General features: G+C 42.4%; 18 protein-coding genes. 6 read left to right on the forward strand and 12 right to left on the reverse strand.

All coding sequences use genetic code 11. The features are described from left to right. Positions 1-31 precede the first annotated feature (31 nt). From SJY28_RS02715 to SJY28_RS02765, 11 genes are all read right to left on the reverse strand, one after another. The gene (locus tag SJY28_RS02715) at positions 32-748 is read right to left on the reverse strand and encodes a response regulator (RefSeq protein WP_057761994.1); all 717 of its coding nucleotides are present in this window, start codon (positions 746-748) and stop codon (positions 32-34) included. 607 nt (positions 749-1,355) lie between these two features. After that, positions 1,356-1,772 carry a F0F1 ATP synthase subunit epsilon gene (locus SJY28_RS02720; protein ID WP_057761996.1) on the reverse strand — a complete coding sequence of 139 codons (417 nt, stop codon included), beginning with the start codon at positions 1,770-1,772 and terminating at the stop codon, positions 1,356-1,358. Between the two features lie 114 nt (positions 1,773-1,886). After that, on the reverse strand, positions 1,887-3,320 hold the full coding sequence (atpD, locus tag SJY28_RS02725; RefSeq protein ID WP_057761998.1) for a F0F1 ATP synthase subunit beta: 1,434 nt from the start codon (positions 3,318-3,320) through the stop codon (positions 1,887-1,889). 38 nt (positions 3,321-3,358) lie between these two features. Then, positions 3,359-4,240 (reverse strand): F0F1 ATP synthase subunit gamma, encoded by an 882-nt coding sequence (atpG, locus tag SJY28_RS02730; protein WP_379543348.1) that lies wholly within the window; start codon positions 4,238-4,240, stop codon positions 3,359-3,361. A gap of 216 nt (positions 4,241-4,456) precedes the next feature. Then, the gene (gene atpA, locus SJY28_RS02735; protein WP_057762002.1) at positions 4,457-6,001 is read right to left on the reverse strand and encodes a F0F1 ATP synthase subunit alpha; all 1,545 of its coding nucleotides are present in this window, start codon (positions 5,999-6,001) and stop codon (positions 4,457-4,459) included. Positions 6,002-6,094: 93 nt separating this feature from the next. Further along, on the reverse strand, positions 6,095-6,718 hold the full coding sequence (locus SJY28_RS02740) for a F0F1 ATP synthase subunit delta (protein WP_057762004.1): 624 nt from the start codon (positions 6,716-6,718) through the stop codon (positions 6,095-6,097). A 13-nt stretch (positions 6,719-6,731) separates the two neighbouring features. Further along, a complete protein-coding gene (locus SJY28_RS02745) occupies positions 6,732-7,202 on the reverse strand; it encodes a F0F1 ATP synthase subunit B (RefSeq protein WP_101205956.1) in 471 nt (156 codons plus the stop codon). 117 nt (positions 7,203-7,319) lie between these two features. Then, the gene (gene atpE, locus SJY28_RS02750) at positions 7,320-7,568 is read right to left on the reverse strand and encodes a F0F1 ATP synthase subunit C (RefSeq protein ID WP_010197960.1); all 249 of its coding nucleotides are present in this window, start codon (positions 7,566-7,568) and stop codon (positions 7,320-7,322) included. 33 nt (positions 7,569-7,601) lie between these two features. Then, positions 7,602-8,468 carry a F0F1 ATP synthase subunit A gene (gene atpB / locus SJY28_RS02755; protein ID WP_101205957.1) on the reverse strand — a complete coding sequence of 289 codons (867 nt, stop codon included), beginning with the start codon at positions 8,466-8,468 and terminating at the stop codon, positions 7,602-7,604. Positions 8,469-9,144: 676 nt separating this feature from the next. Beyond that, positions 9,145-9,543, reverse strand: a complete 399-nt coding sequence (locus tag SJY28_RS02760; RefSeq protein ID WP_102092097.1) for an ATP synthase subunit I — start codon at positions 9,541-9,543, stop codon at positions 9,145-9,147. Positions 9,544-9,820: 277 nt separating this feature from the next. Continuing rightward, positions 9,821-10,714: a metal ABC transporter solute-binding protein, Zn/Mn family gene (locus SJY28_RS02765; protein WP_379543350.1), complete on the reverse strand. Its 894-nt coding sequence runs from the start codon at positions 10,712-10,714 to the stop codon at positions 9,821-9,823. A 210-nt stretch (positions 10,715-10,924) separates the two neighbouring features. Between SJY28_RS02765 and SJY28_RS02770 the strand changes: the two genes are divergently transcribed. The 6 genes from SJY28_RS02770 (at position 10,925) to gluQRS (ending at position 16,865) form a co-directional block, all read left to right on the forward strand. Then, entirely contained in the window at positions 10,925-11,503 is a 579-nt protein-coding gene (locus tag SJY28_RS02770; RefSeq protein ID WP_165598211.1) for a Fur family transcriptional regulator, read from the forward strand. Positions 11,504-11,575: 72 nt separating this feature from the next. Then, the gene (locus SJY28_RS02775) at positions 11,576-12,373 is read left to right on the forward strand and encodes a metal ABC transporter ATP-binding protein (protein ID WP_379543351.1); all 798 of its coding nucleotides are present in this window, start codon (positions 11,576-11,578) and stop codon (positions 12,371-12,373) included. Positions 12,374-12,486: 113 nt separating this feature from the next. Then, positions 12,487-13,290 (forward strand): metal ABC transporter permease, encoded by an 804-nt coding sequence (locus SJY28_RS02780; protein WP_160022079.1) that lies wholly within the window; start codon positions 12,487-12,489, stop codon positions 13,288-13,290. A 576-nt stretch (positions 13,291-13,866) separates the two neighbouring features. Further along, positions 13,867-14,706, forward strand: coding sequence for a metallophosphoesterase (locus SJY28_RS02785; RefSeq protein WP_379543352.1), 840 nt, complete (start codon positions 13,867-13,869; stop codon positions 14,704-14,706). Positions 14,707-15,189: 483 nt separating this feature from the next. Continuing rightward, a complete protein-coding gene (dksA, locus tag SJY28_RS02790) occupies positions 15,190-15,627 on the forward strand; it encodes an RNA polymerase-binding protein DksA (RefSeq protein ID WP_057762021.1) in 438 nt (145 codons plus the stop codon). Between the two features lie 242 nt (positions 15,628-15,869). Beyond that, a complete protein-coding gene (gluQRS, locus tag SJY28_RS02795; RefSeq protein ID WP_379543353.1) occupies positions 15,870-16,865 on the forward strand; it encodes a tRNA glutamyl-Q(34) synthetase GluQRS in 996 nt (331 codons plus the stop codon). 132 nt (positions 16,866-16,997) lie between these two features. Here the strand turns inward: gluQRS and SJY28_RS02800 are convergent, their stop codons facing one another. Further along, positions 16,998-18,194, reverse strand: a complete 1,197-nt coding sequence (locus tag SJY28_RS02800; protein ID WP_179799106.1) for an FtsW/RodA/SpoVE family cell cycle protein — start codon at positions 18,192-18,194, stop codon at positions 16,998-17,000. Between the last annotated feature and the right edge of the window lie 2 nt (positions 18,195-18,196).

The raw sequence follows: 18,196 nt of genomic DNA on the forward strand, positions 1-18,196 counted from the left end.
AATAATTAATCAACCTATAGAAGCAACAATATTAGTTGCCTTCTTTTACGAATAGATAACCTTTACTACGTACGGTCTTGATACGTTTTGGATTTTCTGGATCATCACCGATTTTTGGGCGAATACGTGAGATACGCACGTCGATTGAACGATCTTGACCATCATATTCGATACCACGTAGACGCTCAAAGATATCTTCACGAGATAGAATACGACCTGCATTAGAAGCAAGCAACCATAGTAAATCGTATTCAGCACTGGTGAAATCAACCAACTCATCACCTAGGTTAACTGAACGACCACCGTTATCAATTACTAACTCGCCAAACTCTAGACGTTGTGGCACATCTTCTGATGGTGCATTTTCTGAGCGGCGCAGTAGCGCACGAATACGGGCAAGCAATACACGTGGCTGAGCAGGCTTGGCAACATAGTCGTCAGCACCCATCTCAAGACCCAATACCTGATCCATGTCTTCAGTACGCGCAGTCAACATCAAAATTGGGTTTTGATAATGCGGGCGCACTTCACGGCAGACAGTCAGACCATCGCTACCAGGTAGCATGACATCAAGTACAACCATATCTGGTTGCTCATTGACGATACGGCGAATAGCACGATTACCATCAGTTTCAATTGCCACTTCTAAACCATTTTTGACCAAGTAATCTTGAGTCAACATGGCCAGACGCTCATCATCTTCAACAATCAAGATTCGGGGGGTGTTGTCTTCTTCATTCGTTGTCATTGTTATATCCTCTAATACATCTAATTTAAAAGCAGTAAAAGTAAGAGCGGTAAAATTAATAGCACCATATAGTGGCACAATTGATGTTCGTATAGCTGTTACAAACTTGGTAGCACAGTATACTATTAAATTATCAGCTTCCTGTACTATAGCTGATAGTCGGTAACAAAACCTATAAACTACCCCTATCAAAACTTTAGTTTGCGTCCAGAAATTACACCAATTACTTCGTTAGTACATCGCAATTTGTATTATCTATCGTTTGCTAATTACCCAAACCATCGAGCCAACGTTATCGCGTACAGTTACTGCTCGTTACTTATAATACGTTATGTCTAATATAACCATATATTACCGTTGTCGCCAGTGTCTTTTTAAGAAAATTCCAATGGAGGATGATTCATTGATAACAAAAGATTTTTCCTGAGAATAAATTGAACTGCCACAAATACTCAAATACTATCGAAGTAATAACTATGTGTATTTACCGCAGAACCGTTAATTTCATAATGAATAGATATAAAAAAACAGCCCATATAATGGACTGTTTTTTATCATTACTTCTAGCGATAACTCTAAATGATTAGCTAGAGCTATCAGTAATAAATTACGCGCGGTTTTTGTACTTACGAATAGTCTGTAATTGTCCTACTGACTCTGCAAGTGAGGCCAAAGCCGCATTGGTTTGTAGCGTATCAGACTGGTTAACTAGCATTTGCTCAGCTTTTTTACGTGCTTCGACGATTTTGCTTTCGTCAAGATTGTGTGCACGCATGGCTGTATCAGCCAATACCGTAACCATCTTAGGCTGTACTTCTAATACACCACCTGAGACGTAAATTACTTCTTCTTCACCGTTTGGTGTTTGCACTCGCATTGCACCTGGCTTTAGCAAAGTAATAAGCGGTGTGTGACCTGGCAATACACCAATCTCGCCTTCGGTACCAGTAGCTATTAACATGCTAATTTCGCCTGAATACAACTCTTCACGAGCACTTACGACGCGACATTGTAACGTTGCCATACTTAATTCCTTACCATCAAAGCGCGATCAAAAAACAGTAAAACTGCGATGCGTTACTGAAGAGTAGATACAAGGTTTATATTATATCTACTCGTTAGCTTATGCTTATACAACTTACGCTGACTTAGACTTCATTTTTTCAGCTTTAGCGACTACTTCATCGATGCTACCAGCCATGTAGAACGCCTGCTCTGGTAGGTCATCGTATTCACCAGCGATGATTGCTTTAAAGCTAGCAATGGTATCGCGTAGTGGTACGTATTTACCAGGTGCACCAGTGAAGACTTCAGCTACGTGGAATGGCTGAGACAAGAAGCGCTGAATCTTACGAGCACGATAAACAACCAGTTTATCTTCTTCTGATAACTCATCCATACCCAAGATAGCGATGATGTCTTTAAGCTCTTTATAACGCTGTAGAACTTCCTGAACACCACGAGCAACATTGTAATGATCTTCACCGATTACTTGTGGATCTAGCTGACGTGATGTTGAATCCAATGGATCAACCGCAGGATAGATACCTTGTGATGCGATATCACGGCTTAGTACAACTGTTGCATCCAAGTGAGCAAACGTTGTAGCAGGTGATGGATCGGTCAAATCATCCGCAGGTACGTATACCGCCTGAACTGAAGTAATAGAGCCTGACTGAGTTGACGTAATACGTTCTTGTAGTAATCCCATCTCTTCAGCTAGTGTTGGCTGATAACCAACCGCTGATGGCATACGACCAAGTAGTGCTGATACTTCTGTACCCGCTAGTGTATAACGGTAGATGTTATCAACAAACAATAGTACGTCACGACCTTTGCCAGTAACAGGATCTTTGGTATCACGGAAGTACTCAGCCATGGTCAAACCAGACAGTGCAACACGTAAACGGTTACCCGGTGGCTCATTCATCTGGCCATATACCATTGCTACTTTAGACTTACTGAAGTCTTCAGTGTTTACAACGCCAGCTTCCTGCATTTCGTGATAGAAATCGTTACCTTCACGAGTACGCTCACCAACACCAGCAAATACTGACAAACCTTCATGTTTTAGAGCGATGTTGTTGATCAGCTCCATCATGTTAACGGTTTTACCAACACCAGCACCACCAAACAGACCAACTTTACCACCTTTAGCGAACGGGCAAAGTAGATCGATAACTTTAATACCAGTCTCTAGTAGCTCAGTGCTGTTTGACTGATCCGCGTAGCTTGGTGCTTCACGGTGGATAGACCATTTTTCGTCAGCAACAACAGGACCTTCTTCATCGATAGGACGACCAAGAACATCCATGATGCGACCTAGCGTACCAGTACCAACAGGCACAGAGATAGGTGCACCAGTATTAGTAACAGGTAGGTTACGCTTTAAACCTTCGGTTGAACCCATTGCAATAGTACGTACAATACCGTCACCTAGCTGTTGCTGTACTTCTAGGGTAGTTTCGGTACCGTCTACTTGCAAGGCATCAAAAATTTGAGGAACTTCATTACGGTTGAACTCAACGTCAAGAACCGCGCCAATAATCTGTACAATACGACCGCTACTCATTGCGTTCTCCTTGAACTTCTATATATAGGTGTAGTCAATTATGAAACAGCAGCAGCACCGCCAACGATTTCCGAGATTTCTCGGGTAATCGCCGCTTGACGCAGCTTGTTATAAACCAACTGTAAATCGTTAATAAGGTCACCAGCATTATCTGTTGCCGCTTTCATCGCAACCATACGTGAAGACTGCTCAGAGGCAACGTTTTCCATTACCGCTTGATAAACAATCGACTCAATATAGCGACCAAGCAATTCATCAATTAACGTCTTGATGTCAGGCTCGTAGATATAATCCCAGCTAAGTTCTGTCTGTAGACCACTGTCTTCATCATCAAATGACTGCTCTGGTAGAGGAACCAACTGATTAACTGTTGGTTTCTGAGTCATCGCATTGACGAATCGGTTATAGACCACATAGATACGGTCAATATTGCCGTTACTATAGTCTTCAAGCATCGCTTGAACCGGTGCATTCAATTGTTCAAACGTTGGTTTATCGCCATAATCGGTCACAGCCGATGTAACTTTACCACCAAAGTTTTTAAAGAAACTCACACCTTTGGCACCGATGACTGCAAACTCAGCTTGTACAGACTGATCTTGATAATCTTGGATACTTTTAGTTAGGGCTTTGAATAAGTTAATATTCAAACCACCCGCTAGGCCACGGTCAGAGGTAATGACAATATAGCCAACCTTATTGACTGGACGCGATACCATATACGGATGTTTGTAGTCTGATGAGGCATGCACCAAATGTGAAATAACCCGGCGCATACTATCAGCATACGGGCGACCCACTTCCATGCGCTCTTGCGCACGGCGCATTTTACTTGCCGCTACCATTTGCATAGCACGAGTAATTTTCTGGGTGCTTTTAATACTGGTGACTTTGGCACGTATCTCTTTTAAGCTTGCCATAATGATTCCAATATAAGAGGGTTAAAAAGCATTGGCGCATGCGACAATCGTTTGATATACAACATCAATCCTACAGAATAACATTTTATATCTTGTGGCATTACGCGATCTAATACCGGTAATGGTTAAAACAGTGGCGCAAATATCTGGTCAGACAACGCGCCACTTTATCAGCTCTAAGCTACAGTTATAACCAATTCGGCTTAACCCGTTAAATTAATAACTGTGATTTTGTTTAAAGGTCTCTAGAGATGACTTTAAACGACCTGCGATATCATCATTGTAGTTCGCAGTGTCATCAATTTCACGCATCAATTCACTTTGCTCATCATGCATATAACGTAAGTACGCTTCTTCGAAAGAACCAATCTTTTCGACAGGTACGTCAGCTAAGAAGCCTTCGTTTGAAGCATAGATAACGGCTGCTTGCTCAGAGATTGACATCGGCTGATACTGCTTCTGCTTCATCAATTCAGTCACACGCTCACCATGATCAAGCTGCTCGCGAGTTGCGTCATCAAGATCTGAGGCGAACTGAGCGAATGCTGCTAGTTCACGATACTGAGCTAGAGCGGTACGAATACCACCAGATAGCTTTTTGATGATCTTAGTCTGAGCGGCCCCGCCCACACGAGATACCGAGATACCAGCGTTTACTGCTGGACGGATACCTGAGGCGAATAAGCTAGACTCTAGGAAGATCTGACCATCAGTGATCGAAATCACGTTAGTTGGTACGAATGCAGATACGTCACCAGCTTGTGTTTCAATGATTGGTAGTGCGGTTAAAGAACCAGTTTTACCTTTCACTTCACCGTTAGTGAACTTTTCTACATAATCAGCATTTACACGTGATGCACGCTCAAGTAGGCGTGAGTGTAAATAGAATACGTCACCAGGATAAGCTTCACGACCTGGCGGACGACGTAATAGTAGTGAAATCTGACGATAAGCAACTGCTTGCTTTGATAAGTCATCAAATACAATCAGTGCATCTTCGCCGCGGTCACGGAAGTATTCGCCCATCGTACAACCTGAGTACGGTGCGATATACTGAAGTGCTGCAGGCTCTGATGCTGAAGCAACCACAACAGTGGTATATTCTAGTGCGCCAGTTTGCTCAAGTTTACGTACGACGTTAGCGATAGTCGAACGTTTCTGTCCGATAGCCACGTATACACATTTAATGCCTGACGCTTTCTGTGCGATGATCGCATCGATAGCCATCGCTGTTTTACCAGTCTGACGGTCACCAATGATAAGCTCACGCTGACCACGACCGATTGGAATCATGGTATCAACGGCTTTATAACCAGTCATTACTGGTTGATCTACTGATTGACGGTCGATAACGCCTGGAGCGATCTTTTCGACTTTATCAGTCATCTTGGCATCGATAGGACCTTTGCCATCAATAGGATTACCCAAAGCATCAACAACACGGCCTAACAGCTCAGGACCTACTGGTACTTCAAGAATACGACCAGTACAATAGGCTTTTTGACCTTCTTGCAGCTTTAGGTAATCACCAAGTACTACCGCGCCAACAGAATCACGCTCTAAGTTTAGAGCCATTCCGTAGATTTCGCCTTCAAACTCAATCATTTCGCCGTACATGGCATCTTCAAGACCATGAATCTGCACGATACCGTCAGATACTTTGACAATCGTGCCTTCATTCTTTGCAGTTGCACCCGCATCAAGGTCTTGAATACGCTGCTTAATCAGGTTACTGATTTCCGCTGGATTCAATTGTTGCATTGCCTTGTTTCCTTTAATTTATGATAACCCGCCCACTGACTTAATTGCTCTTATAATCATACAGTCAATATTTGACTGTATTGATGATTGGCATTAGGCAGTTAGCTGTGTTTTTAACTGTTGTAACTTGCCGCGCATCGAATCATCAATGACTTTGTCACCGACTTTGATTGTAGCGCCTGCCAATAGACTTGGATCAACTGATTCGTGAATCACTACACTAGCATTTAGCGAGGCAGCAAGACGCGTTTGTAGCGTTTGACGCTGTTCATCAGTCAATGGGTAGGCAGAGGTCACATATGCGTCAAGCTGCTTTAAGCTTATTGCCTTGTGACGGCGATAATGCTCATAAACTTCAGGAAGCAGCGCCAGACGCTCTTGTTCTGATAACTGTTTAACGAAGTTACTAAGTGCTACTGATACTTTTGGATAGCTTACGTTACTGTCAAGGCTAGTCCCTTGAGCTTCGCTTAATAACTGCTTAAAAGCAGAATCATTAGCGCTAGCTACTTGCGTATCATAAAGATCGACCAAAGCAGCTGACTTATGCTCAGCAGAAACAGCTGGATTGTCTAGCCAAGTACTGAACGACTTGTCATTGACAACAGTGCTAGCAACAAGTAAGAAGTTTTCCCACTCGTTGACTGCGCCGTTTTCGTTGGCATAGTCAAACGCGGCTTTAGCGTACGGTCGTGCTAAGGTTGATAAGTCAGCCATTATATCCTCACAATTACAGCTTCGCCGCCAGTTGGTCTAACATACTGGCATGTTTTTGCACATCGACTTTGTCTTGCAAAATCTTCTCTGCACCAAGTACAGCCAGTTCAGCAACTTGGGCACGTAATGATTCACGCGCTTGATTGATTTCTTGATCGATAGATGCTTGCGCTTGTTGACGAATGCGCTCGCCTTCCGCTTGGGCTTGCGATTTTGCATCTTCGACGAGCTGATTGGCACTCTTGTTCGCTTGCTCGATTAGAGCGGCAGCCTTGGTCTTTGCAAGATCAAGTTCCTGCTGGACATTTTGCTCCGCGGTCGCCAAATCTGCTTTTGCTTTTTCTGCGGCATTCAGACCTTCAGCAATTTTACGCTGACGCTCATTGATGGCACCGATAAGTGGTGGCCACACGAATTTCATGCAAAAAATCACAAATATTGCAAAAGCAATGGCTTGACCGACGAGGGTAAAATTGATATTCACGTGATCACCTCTTTGTTAATGAAAAATCAGTTTCATTGATCATGTTTGGTAGTCAAATCTTGACTATATTTGATAGAAAGTCTCCGAATACCAAACATTTACAACTGAGCTTTCGGATTAACCTGCTAGAGGGTTAGCGAACAACAATAGCATAGCAATACCAACACCGATCATCGGAATAGCATCAAGAAGACCTGCTACGATGAACATACGAGTTTGCAATTGTGAGCCAAGCTCTGGTTGACGCGCAACGCCTTCTAAGAATTTTCCACCTAGAATAGCAAAACCAATACCTGTGCCAAGTGCGCCAAGACCGATAAGTAGTGCTACTGCGATAACTGTGTAACCACCTAATACTGGATCCATTGATGTATCCTCATTTACCTATTGAATGTCTAATTAATGTTCAGTTGATGATGCAAGCGACATGTAAACTATCGTCAGCATCATGAATACGAACGCTTGAAGTGTAATAACTAAGATGTGGAAGATAGCCCACGGTACCGATAACGCCCATTGAATCCAAAACGGCATTAGAGCAATCAGTATGAAAATCAATTCCCCAGCATACATGTTGCCGAATAGACGCAAACCAAGTGATACAGGTTTGGCTATTAGAGTAACTGCTTCTAGGATGAAGTTGATGGGAATCAAAATCGCTTGTACGATTGGGTTTTTGGCGCCAAACGGATGTAGTGTTAATTCACCGATAAAGCCGCCCAAACCTTTTTCTTTAATGCTATAAAAGATAATCAGTGCAAAGACAGAGAACGACATGCCAAGCGTGATGTTAGGATCAGTCGTTGGAACGATCTTAAAGAAAACATGATGTGGATCATGGCCCATAGCGGCACCGATTTGCCCAGCAATACCTGGAATGAAATCAACAGGTATTAAATCCATCAAGTTCATCAAAAAGATCCAGACAAAAATGGTCAACGCCAATGGCGCAATCAGTTTTGATGTACCACTGTATGAATCACGAACGTTGTTATCAACAAACTCAACGATCATCTCAACTGCTGCCTGAGTTTTTCCTGGCACACCTGAAGTGACTTTTTTGGCAACCATCCAAAAGACGGCGCAAAATAAGATACCTAGACCAATCGACCATAGCATAGAATCAAGATGGATAGCATTAAAGCCCATTGCCCCTGCTTCTTCAGCAGTATGAGCAACTTTCCAACCTTCGCCCGGCAGATAGCCATACGTCCAATTCGTTAAGTGGTGAGAGATATATTCTGATGATGTTTGCTCGGATGCCATAATGTAAGCTTCTTATTAATCAACGATTTAATCAACTACCAAAAATATGGTTGTCATCTGATGAGGTGTAGTATGGATATCTATCTTGCTATTAAGCAAACAAATAAACCGTACTAAATCACTCATGTAACCAACAACATCCAACCCATAGTTCTATTACTAATATGCAGTATTTGATAGCGTGAGATAAATTTTAGCTATCAAAAAAGGGCTTATGATAACTCAGTAATAGCCCTTGCATTTTTATACGCAAAATTATTATATATGTGCTTGCCCACTGACCGTTTTTTACGATCGGCGCTTAATGTAGCGCTTATAAGCAAAATATTTAGCCGCCTATATTAATGCAGCGTTGTATTCGTGTAAAGTCAATTGTGATTTTTTTATCCACTGTATGAATAAGTTAGCCACCAGTTTTACTTGCTAATATAACCACTAACCATAATTAGATATCAGTAATCTAATTATCAGCGATACAGATAGTTGAATAACCCCTACCCTCTCACTGCATACTACGTCTAACATTGAGACTCATAGTGCGGTCTTTATAATCACTGGTGCTATCCTAAGACAGCGTTGTGCTTCGACTTTTCGAACTAGTCATAGAGAAGCTGGACGGCAGGGTGACTTGCCAGTACTATTAATAAACCATCTGTTTAGCGATCATTTATTAGCGCTAGCGTATATGCCACAACATCCAACTGTGACTAATTTGCATTACCATAAAACCGATAAACAGCGCTGGCGCAGATAGGGGTTGTACGGTAATAAAAATTAGTGCAAAACCAAACACGGTCAATAACCATTTTGACATCTGACCCCGATATAGCTGGCTAACGATGTGTTGGCGCGCGCGATATCCGGTGTACCAAAAAATAAAAAACGCAAATACTGCTTGAGTGATAAAACTTAGTAGCGCACCAATTGCAGTGCTTTTTGCTATCGTAAGCTCACTATGTAACCAAATAGTATCTACTAACCAAGCAATGATAATAAGGATAAATAGTATCCATGCTTGTCGTTTAATATAGATGCCAATCTTGTCTTTTTGCGTGCGTTTGGCAGGCTTGGTCATCGGTATTCCTATAGCCCTTACAGCATTGGGACAATATATCATACTTATGATAATTTTATCCGTGAATGACTTACTCTACAGGCATTACCTTTCGGCCAAAATAAAACGCTACTTATTATAGGTAGAGCGTAACTATTAAGCAAGTAAAATATGACTTTTATCAGTCACCTAACGCATTTTGCTAAGATTATTATATTATTTGGTCTGTAATAAATGCTTGAAGCGAAGCTATACAACCAACTCAAACAATCCTAGCAAATTGCTGTTTTTGGCTACATTACGAGATACATTGATATATCTGTTTGGCCATATTCTGCCAACCGCTGATAAAGTCATCGCTACTACTCATATCTTCTGGCTGTACCGTATTCTTCACTGGTTGTAACTTCGCAAGTAAGCCTTTTGCTGGCTCACTTGGACTAACCAAACACATTTGCTTGGCTGGGCGTTGCTCGTTTAACCAACGTAGTTGGCTTGCTTTGGGTGATAGATGATGATCTACGCTAAGGCTACCGACGAGCGTTAAGTGTAAGCTGTCTTCGATATATTGATAAGCATCATGATAAGCCCAATAAGGTCGTGTTTTTGAGGCACTTTGAGTAGAGCTTTGCTCAAATGCAGTAACTTCTTTGTCTAGTTGCTGTGCAAATTTTTTCGCGTTGGCTTGGTATAGGTCTTTATATTGCGGATTGGCATGGCTATGAATCACAGCCAATGCACGGGTAATGGCTTTGGCATTTTCAGGGTCTAACCAAATATGTGGATCTAGTGTACCCGCGATAGCGTCGCCCTTTACATCACGTAATGGATGACGATTGAATGCATCAAACTCAAATAAAGCAATGGCATTTGGGGCTGTTTTTAGACTTGCTGCTAGATTGTTTTCTAGCGGCTCACCAAACCATACCACAAACTTACTTTCTTTGATTGCCTTGATATCACCTGGGCTGATACTACCATGATGTCCCACCTCCCCCGCTTGCAATAGTCGTTTGGCTGACGGCGCGCCTTCTGTTACTGCTTCACTTAACAAGAATAGCGGATAATTGCTAACACTGACCGTTGCAGCTTGTGCACTCAGTGTGAAAGACCCTAGGACTATCAATCCTGTCATTAGCAAGCGCTGTAATGTGATAAGCGAACGTACGGAGTAAGTAAAAACAGCGTTCATAGTAAGCTCTTTTATTGTTAGATAGCATTGTTGGATAACGAACGTATGAGTAATAGTGTCTTGCCCCACTCCTGTAAAAAGGGTAGATATACAAGACTACTATAAGACAATTAACTCATTTCTTATTTTAGTATGTTATACTATAACAATAAAAAACGCTATCATAAAGAACGTCATGCGATTACCATGCTATTTTTAGGAGCTTGTACCATGTCTATTACTTCATCGATCTGCGAACATTTGCATGATGTGCAAGATCTGACTCCGCATGATGTTCATGAACGCTTAGCAGCAGCTAAAGAGCATTGCCGTCTAAATGGCGCGCGCTTTACGCCTTTGCGTCAGCAGATATACCAATTAGTCTTAGAGGCAGATCAGCCCGTTGGCGCTTATGACCTAATCACTCAGTTGCAGCAAATGCGGTTGTCTATACCTAATGATAGTAATATTCAAAAAGTAGCGAGTTCACCAACAGTGTCGGTAGAAACTAAGATAACCAAAAAACGCACGCCGAAAAATGTCGCGCCGCCAACGGTTTATCGCAGTTTAGAATTTTTGCTAAGTGAAGGGTTGATTCATCAATTAACCTCTATTAATGCTTATGTTCCTTGCTGTCATCCTCGCGCCCAGCATACAGCCGCATTTTTGATCTGCGATCAGTGTCAACGGGTGCAAGAATGCAGCAGCCTGCCCGTTCAGGAAATGATGAGCTTTGCCGAGCAAGATGTAGGGTTTGTTGTTGAGCGTAGTGTCATTGAGCTTAGCGGTCGTTGCCAAGCTTGTCAGTAAGGCTACTGTGGTTCGTGTAAAAGTTTTAAGCATGATTCGTCGATTGTCTATTTAACTATGCGTTGTCATATTATGAATATCTCTACCCTACCTTCTAATCAGTTAAATACTACTGTTGCGAATAGCAGTACTGTGAGTAATGCTGACAAATTATTGAGCTTAAACAATATCAGTTACCATATTGGGCCTCAACGTCTGCTCTCTCACATCGATATTGACATTGCTGTTAATGAGACGGTCAGTCTTATCGGTCCCAATGGCGCTGGTAAATCAACACTAGTCAAACTCATCTTAGGTTTGATTGAGTCAACTGATGGCTCTATGACAGCACATAAGCCGCTACAGCTTGGTTATGTACCGCAGCGATTTGCTGTGCCACCGATATTACCACTGCGTGTCTGCGACTTGTTGGGGCAAGCAGATAAAAAACGTTTAACCTCTGAGCAGCGACAGTTTATCTTTGATAACTTATCATTAACGCATTTACTGTCACGGCAGATGTTGCATTTATCAGGTGGTGAGACGCAGCGCGTGTTGCTAGCTAGAGCGCTACTAGACAAACCTAACTTGCTTATTTTAGATGAGCCGATGCAAGGTCTCGATCCCGATACTGAAGTTTGGCTATATCAGTTTATTGATGAGCTGCCTGATTTCTTACGTTGCGCCATGCTAGTGGTGTCTCATGATTTGCACTGGGTCATGAAAGGCAGCCGCCGCGTCATTTGTTTGAATAAGCATATTTGCTGTGAAGGACAACCAAGCGAGCTGGCCATTAGTACTGAATTTCAAAAGCTATTTGGTCATCATTATGAGCAGCCATACGTGCATCAGCCTCATGCCTGTGAACACCATGCGCCAAGCGAGTTATAGCGTTAGTAATCAAGGCTCAAAATCGCCAAAATCCAGCTCATTAAAGCCAAAAATATTGAACATATAAATAATACGGCTTTACTCTTTTATAAAAAATTTTACGGACATTCATTATGACTGCTTGGTTAGCCATCATTGCGCCTGCTTGGATCGCTGGCAGTATATTAGCGTTATTATCAGCGCCGTTAGGTTGCTTGGTATTGTGGCGGCGCATGGCGTTTTTCGCCGATGCCTTAGCTCATGGCACGTTGCTAGGTGTGGCTTTGGCTGTGTGGTGGCAATTACCAATGGGTATCGGCATTGCATTAGTCAGTGTCATGGTCGTACTGGGACTGGTCTTGATTGATGATGAGCGTCTGCCAGTGGATGCTGTATTGGCAGTCGTGTCAGTGTCGCTCTTGTGCCTAGGCTTACTGGCTTTGACCCAATTGACTGACCAACAGGCCAATGTGCTCGGGTTTTTATTCGGTAACTTGTTGGATCTTGATTGGGCAGATTTGCCTTTACTTGCTGGTAGCGTACTAGCTGGCTTGGGACTGCTTATCTACATTTGGCCTGCGCAAATCAAGCTGGCAACGCATGAAGCATTGGCACGTATTCAAGGTATCAACCCAACACGGCAACGGCTGTTTTTTATGGGTGTACTGGCAGGGTTTTGTGCGATTGCTCTACAAGCAGTTGGCAGTCTATTAATCAGCGGATTATTAGTGCTACCTGCACTGACCGCACGTCTATGGTCGGCATCGCCAAAACAAATGGTGATTATAGCGTTGATAGTCGCTCAACTGGGTGTGACACTTGGTGTGTGGGGCAGTATTTGGCTAGATATTCAAACGGGTCTTTCTATCGTCTTGATATTAGCGGCTTTATTTTTTACTGCACTCATTTTTTCAAAGTTAATAAAGATAAAACTTTAGTTAGCGTCGCTGTAAATACGTTATAATAAATAAAACATGACTGTTTTTCGCTATCTTTTTGTTCGACTTTATTTTATTAATATAATGAATACTTTAGTTCAATATTACTATAAGTTGGCTCTAACTTCGATATTACTAGGGCGTGTTGAACATTCAAATGTGGCACTGGCGGCGGCTATTTTACAGGCAATACGCAGTGAAATTTTCGAAGCCTAGTCATTCTAGGATAGACAATTTCGCCATGTATTGGCAAAAAAGAGCCCCGCCCCAAAGGGCTGATGCTAAAATCACCCCAAACGGTGTTGTAAACCTAGCTAAGGCCTCGACATTATCGTCGGTTTACGCCTAGTTTGGTGCGATTTTATCTATCAGCAGTCCTAATATTTGAATGTTCAACACGCCCTAGTTGATAGTATAAATATCATTGATTCGAGTCAAAGTAAGCTCAAGGCAAACGCTGTGCTCTTTTATAGTAGATTGATAATAATTATAAATACCCAGTGAAAAATAGTAGCTCATTTATCCATACTCGCGCTAACAATAATTATTGTTGTGATTCGATAAGGGACTGAACCAATGCCAAACTATCCTGCCAATAAGTTAAGCACCTCTGACCAAACGATAAATATTTTACAGATTACTGATTTGCATTTATCGACGCCTGTCTTTGTTGATGAAAGTAACACCTATAGTGATGACGTAACTTGTCAGCGTAGTTTTGAAGCCGTGCTTCAGCAGGCGCTTAGTGAAGATATTCGCTGTGATTTAATTATTGTAACCGGTGACTTGGTCAATCGAGTAAAGTCTTCAATTTACGATCATATCTTTACTGTATTACAAGCGACTCAGATTCCTTTTGCTTGTATTGCTGGTAATCATGATGTGACGGACGAGAATGGTAAAGACTTGCCGTTTTTTCAGCGAGAGCTTGTCGCTCAACCTGCTGACTCACGTTTGTTAAGTCGTCATGTCATTGAGACTGAATACTGGCAGCTGTTGTTATTAGACTCCTCCATTTCTGGTAAGGTTGCAGGCGAGATCACGCCCACTGATATCAATTGGCTATGTGAGAGACTCAGCACCTGTGATAAGCCCGCATTAATCGCCCTACACCATCATATTGTTCCAGTCGATTCTGACTGGATTGATACCCACATGGCAGAAAACACTGAGAGTTTTTGGCAGCATATGGCACCATTTGAACAGCTACAAGTGGTGATCAGTGGCCATACTCACCAAGAGCAAGTTCGACTGCGCCAAGGCGTCACGGTGTATAGCACGCCATCTACCTGCTATCAGTTCAAACCCTATGAAGATGATTTTTCTTATGATGAGCATGCATTACCAGGATATCGCTGGTTGCAATTAGCCAACAATGGAACAGTTGCAAGCTGGGTTGAAAGACTGGATACTTGATGCCCAGAATTATTGGTACTGGTATAAGTCTTAGCCCTTTATACTTATAGCTTTCACCAATATTTTTCGATAAAAAACACAGTAATAAACAAATAAAATATGCATTCAGTATAAAAAATCACTTCATTATTATTACAAACAATGATACAACTTATGAAATAAAGCAAGGGTGGCCCAATATCTAATATGAAGCCACTGCACGATAGCTAGGATGGCCCATTAACCACAAGCTCAGTTTTCACAATCAATGACCTACGGCATGCTTTAGACAGTATTATTAAAACCGAAGTTTATATAACAACCTATCTAACAATCGGTATATAACTGTCAAGATATAAAGTCTACGATATTATTTGATCAGCTGTGTTACTTGTATTACCAAGTGGTGAAACGTTTGATAAAAGGACAAATTGTAGCGTTAATAACGTCTTGTCTTTTGATACGTCGTTTTATTGAATTAATTTGAAAAAGTAGGATACCCATATGAGCACCCTGACCACGAATCCGAGTGAAGTTAAATTTACTCCTTATGTGCCGGCCAAAGACGAAGAGTATATGTCTGATGCGCAGTTGGAGCACTTTAAGGCTATTTTATTGGATTGGAAAAACCAACTGATTGGCGAAGCGGATCGTACCAAAAACTACATCCAAGATGAGTCAAGCGCCATGCCAGACATCAATGACCGTGCCACTCAAGAAGAAGAGTTTGCATTGGCATTACGTACTCGTGACCGTGAGCGCAAACTTATCCGCAAAATCGACAAATCTATGTTAGAAATCGAAAATGATGACTATGGATTTTGTGAGACTTGTGGTGTAGAGATTGGATTACGTCGCCTTGAGGCACGCCCAACCGCTACCCAATGTATCGACTGCAAAACCTTATCTGAAATCAAAGAACGTCAAAACCAAGGCGCTTAGATCAGATATTACAGATATAAATGTAAGCAGAAGCGACCTTATAATAGGTCGCTTTTTGTATTTTAGACTGTCACTATTTTGCTGCATTACTAATTTTGCTCTGAAAAACACAATCGCTTGAATAATGACATGACTAACAAAACAATCTCATTTAATGAATATCTTTTGATACTTATATTTATTATTCTATCTTTATCACCTTTTATAGACAGCCATTTATTTTGAAAACAATGCCTACAGCCATGCCGACTCAAACGCCACCATCACAGCCCATTGGTCGCTTTGCGCCTTCACCAACGGGTGAGTTACATCTTGGCTCTCTAACCACCGCGCTTGCCAGCTTTTGCCATATCAAATCAATCGGTGGTAAGTGGCTTTTACGTATGGAAGATACCGATACTGAACGCTGTGATAGACAGTTCACTGAGCAAATTTTGATGGATCTTGAGGCACTTGGATTGCATTGGGATGGTGATGTTATTTATCAGTCTGAGCGCATTGATATCTATAATGATTATCTATCATCATACCTGCGACCATTGACCTATGGCTGCCAATGTTCCCGTAAGGACTTAGAACAGTACTGGGTACAAGAAGAGATAAGTAGAAACCATAGTCGTGCTAGCTTAGCTGCGCTGACCGACCAGACATCGTTAGACGAACAAGTTTCATCAATTGACCAAGTACAGCCAAATCGGCAGCGCTATCCACGTCGCTGTGTGGCATCTGACCTTGATAGACAGCAACATAAGCTACGTATTCAGCTACCAGACTATCGGATTGGCTTCAATGACGGTATTCAGGGATTGCAGTGGGATAATCCGCAACAGACGTTAGGCGATATGGTCGCTCGTCGTCAGGATGGCATGATTAACTATATACTGGCGGCCAGCCTCGATGATGGTCTACAGCAGGTTACTCATATCATGCGTGGCCTTGATATTCTACCTATGACGACCGCGCAAATCGGTATCATGCAAGCAGCCCGCCTACCCACTATTGACCAATGGTATCATCTGCCATTGATTAATAATGCCGATGGCCAAAAACTCTCTAAGCAAAATCTTGCTCAACCCATCGACACATCAGACCCGAGCCAACTTATTGCTGAAGCACTATCGCTACTGCAGCAAGCAAAGGTCGATATTGATACCCCAGAAAACATGCTCAAACAAGCCATTGCTCAATGGGATAACTCCCCGTTACAAGGCAAGCAACAGTTAAACTTGTCCTACTGATAAGAGTTCAAAAGCTATAAATAGACAATAAAAAGCGCCACCATTTGTGACGCTTTGATGCCAATCGTACTGGGCATGATTTACCGAAATCTTAAAGTTACATGACACTCAGCCAATTATAGGCAAAGCCTATTAGTAATAACGGCATTGGCTTTTCTCGATTTCAGGGCTTTCTTTATATATCTTTAATAATAGCGCAACCATAACCAAGCTAATCAACATAGACGATCCACCATAACTAAAGAACGGCATAGTGAGACCTTTGGTTGGAATAGCACCCATATTCATCGCAGCGTTAATAATCGTCTGGGCAATAAATACTACACCGATTCCGAAAGCAGTATAGCTCATGCGCATTTGACGACGTTTCAGCGCATTGTAGCTGATACGCATCGCACTACCGATGATCAGCGCTTCAAGTATCAGTACCATGCTGACACCGACGAACCCCAACTCTTCACCCGTAATGGCTAATAAAAAATCCGTATGCGCCTCAGGCAAATGCGACAGTTTCTGTACACTTTCGCCATAGCCGACACCCGTGAACTGGCCACGGCCAAAGGCGATTAAACTACGCGCCAACTGATAATCAGTATCTTGTACATCGTCAAATGGATCCATAAACGACATCACACGCACTAGTCGGTACTCTGCCGTAGTCACCATCAATACCGCCCCACCGATAGCAGCAGCACCCAATGCTAAGAAGTGCTTGTAAGGTGCCCCAGCGATATAAAAAATCGCGAACAGCGTACCAATAATGACGACAAAAGAACCAAAATCTGGCTGCGACAATAGTAGTATCGTTATCAGCGCCACTACCAACATAATTCGTAAGAAACCATCTAGGCCATTACGAACTTCAAAAGATCGGCGCACCACAAAGTCAGATACAAACACAATCATGACCAGTTTGGCCAACTCAGCTACCTGAAAGTTAAAACCGCCTACCGTAAGCCAGCGCTTAGAACCATTAATTGGTGTGCTAAACAGTGTGGCAACAAGTAATAGCCCTGTGATGCCTAACAAAGCAAACTGGGTCTCGGTCTTATATAGGGTGCGTAAAGACACGCCATAATAAGGAATGACCGCAACAATTAAGCCAATCGTCATATACAACAGCTGATTTTTGAAAAAATACAGCTCGGTCATACCGCGGCTAAGCGCAAAAGGAATAGAAGCAGAAGCAACCATCAGCAGACTAAGCACCATCATACAGCCGACGCTCGATAATAAAATTGCGCGCGCTGAGGGCATAGACAGAACACCGTCTGAGCCAGAGGTTTGCTTGGTTTGGGGCGAGGAACGAAAAAAAGAAGAGAGCGCCATAA

The organism is Psychrobacter sp. R86515 (genome assembly GCF_042466315.1).
Classification (GTDB): Bacteria; Pseudomonadota; Gammaproteobacteria; order Pseudomonadales; family Moraxellaceae; genus Psychrobacter.

Coding starts and splice junctions, on each gene's coding strand:
- SJY28_RS02715 (WP_057761994.1), bottom strand. CDS start 748: ATGACAACGAATGAAGAAGACAACACCCCCCGAATCTTGATTGTTGAA.
- SJY28_RS02720 (WP_057761996.1), bottom strand. CDS start 1,772: ATGGCAACGTTACAATGTCGCGTCGTAAGTGCTCGTGAAGAGTTGTAT.
- atpD (WP_057761998.1), bottom strand. CDS start 3,320: ATGAGTAGCGGTCGTATTGTACAGATTATTGGCGCGGTTCTTGACGTT.
- atpG (WP_379543348.1), bottom strand. CDS start 4,240: ATGGCAAGCTTAAAAGAGATACGTGCCAAAGTCACCAGTATTAAAAGC.
- atpA (WP_057762002.1), bottom strand. CDS start 6,001: ATGCAACAATTGAATCCAGCGGAAATCAGTAACCTGATTAAGCAGCGT.
- SJY28_RS02740 (WP_057762004.1), bottom strand. CDS start 6,718: ATGGCTGACTTATCAACCTTAGCACGACCGTACGCTAAAGCCGCGTTT.
- atpE (WP_010197960.1), bottom strand. CDS start 7,568: ATGGATCCAGTATTAGGTGGTTACACAGTTATCGCAGTAGCACTACTT.
- atpB (WP_101205957.1), bottom strand. CDS start 8,468: ATGGCATCCGAGCAAACATCATCAGAATATATCTCTCACCACTTAACG.
- SJY28_RS02760 (WP_102092097.1), bottom strand. CDS start 9,543: ATGACCAAGCCTGCCAAACGCACGCAAAAAGACAAGATTGGCATCTAT.
- SJY28_RS02765 (WP_379543350.1), bottom strand. CDS start 10,714: ATGAACGCTGTTTTTACTTACTCCGTACGTTCGCTTATCACATTACAG.
- SJY28_RS02770 (WP_165598211.1), top strand. CDS start 10,925: ATGTCTATTACTTCATCGATCTGCGAACATTTGCATGATGTGCAAGAT.
- SJY28_RS02775 (WP_379543351.1), top strand. CDS start 11,576: ATGAATATCTCTACCCTACCTTCTAATCAGTTAAATACTACTGTTGCG.
- SJY28_RS02780 (WP_160022079.1), top strand. CDS start 12,487: ATGACTGCTTGGTTAGCCATCATTGCGCCTGCTTGGATCGCTGGCAGT.
- SJY28_RS02785 (WP_379543352.1), top strand. CDS start 13,867: ATGCCAAACTATCCTGCCAATAAGTTAAGCACCTCTGACCAAACGATA.
- dksA (WP_057762021.1), top strand. CDS start 15,190: ATGAGCACCCTGACCACGAATCCGAGTGAAGTTAAATTTACTCCTTAT.
- gluQRS (WP_379543353.1), top strand. CDS start 15,870: ATGCCGACTCAAACGCCACCATCACAGCCCATTGGTCGCTTTGCGCCT.
- SJY28_RS02800 (WP_179799106.1), bottom strand. CDS start 18,194: ATGGCGCTCTCTTCTTTTTTTCGTTCCTCGCCCCAAACCAAGCAAACC.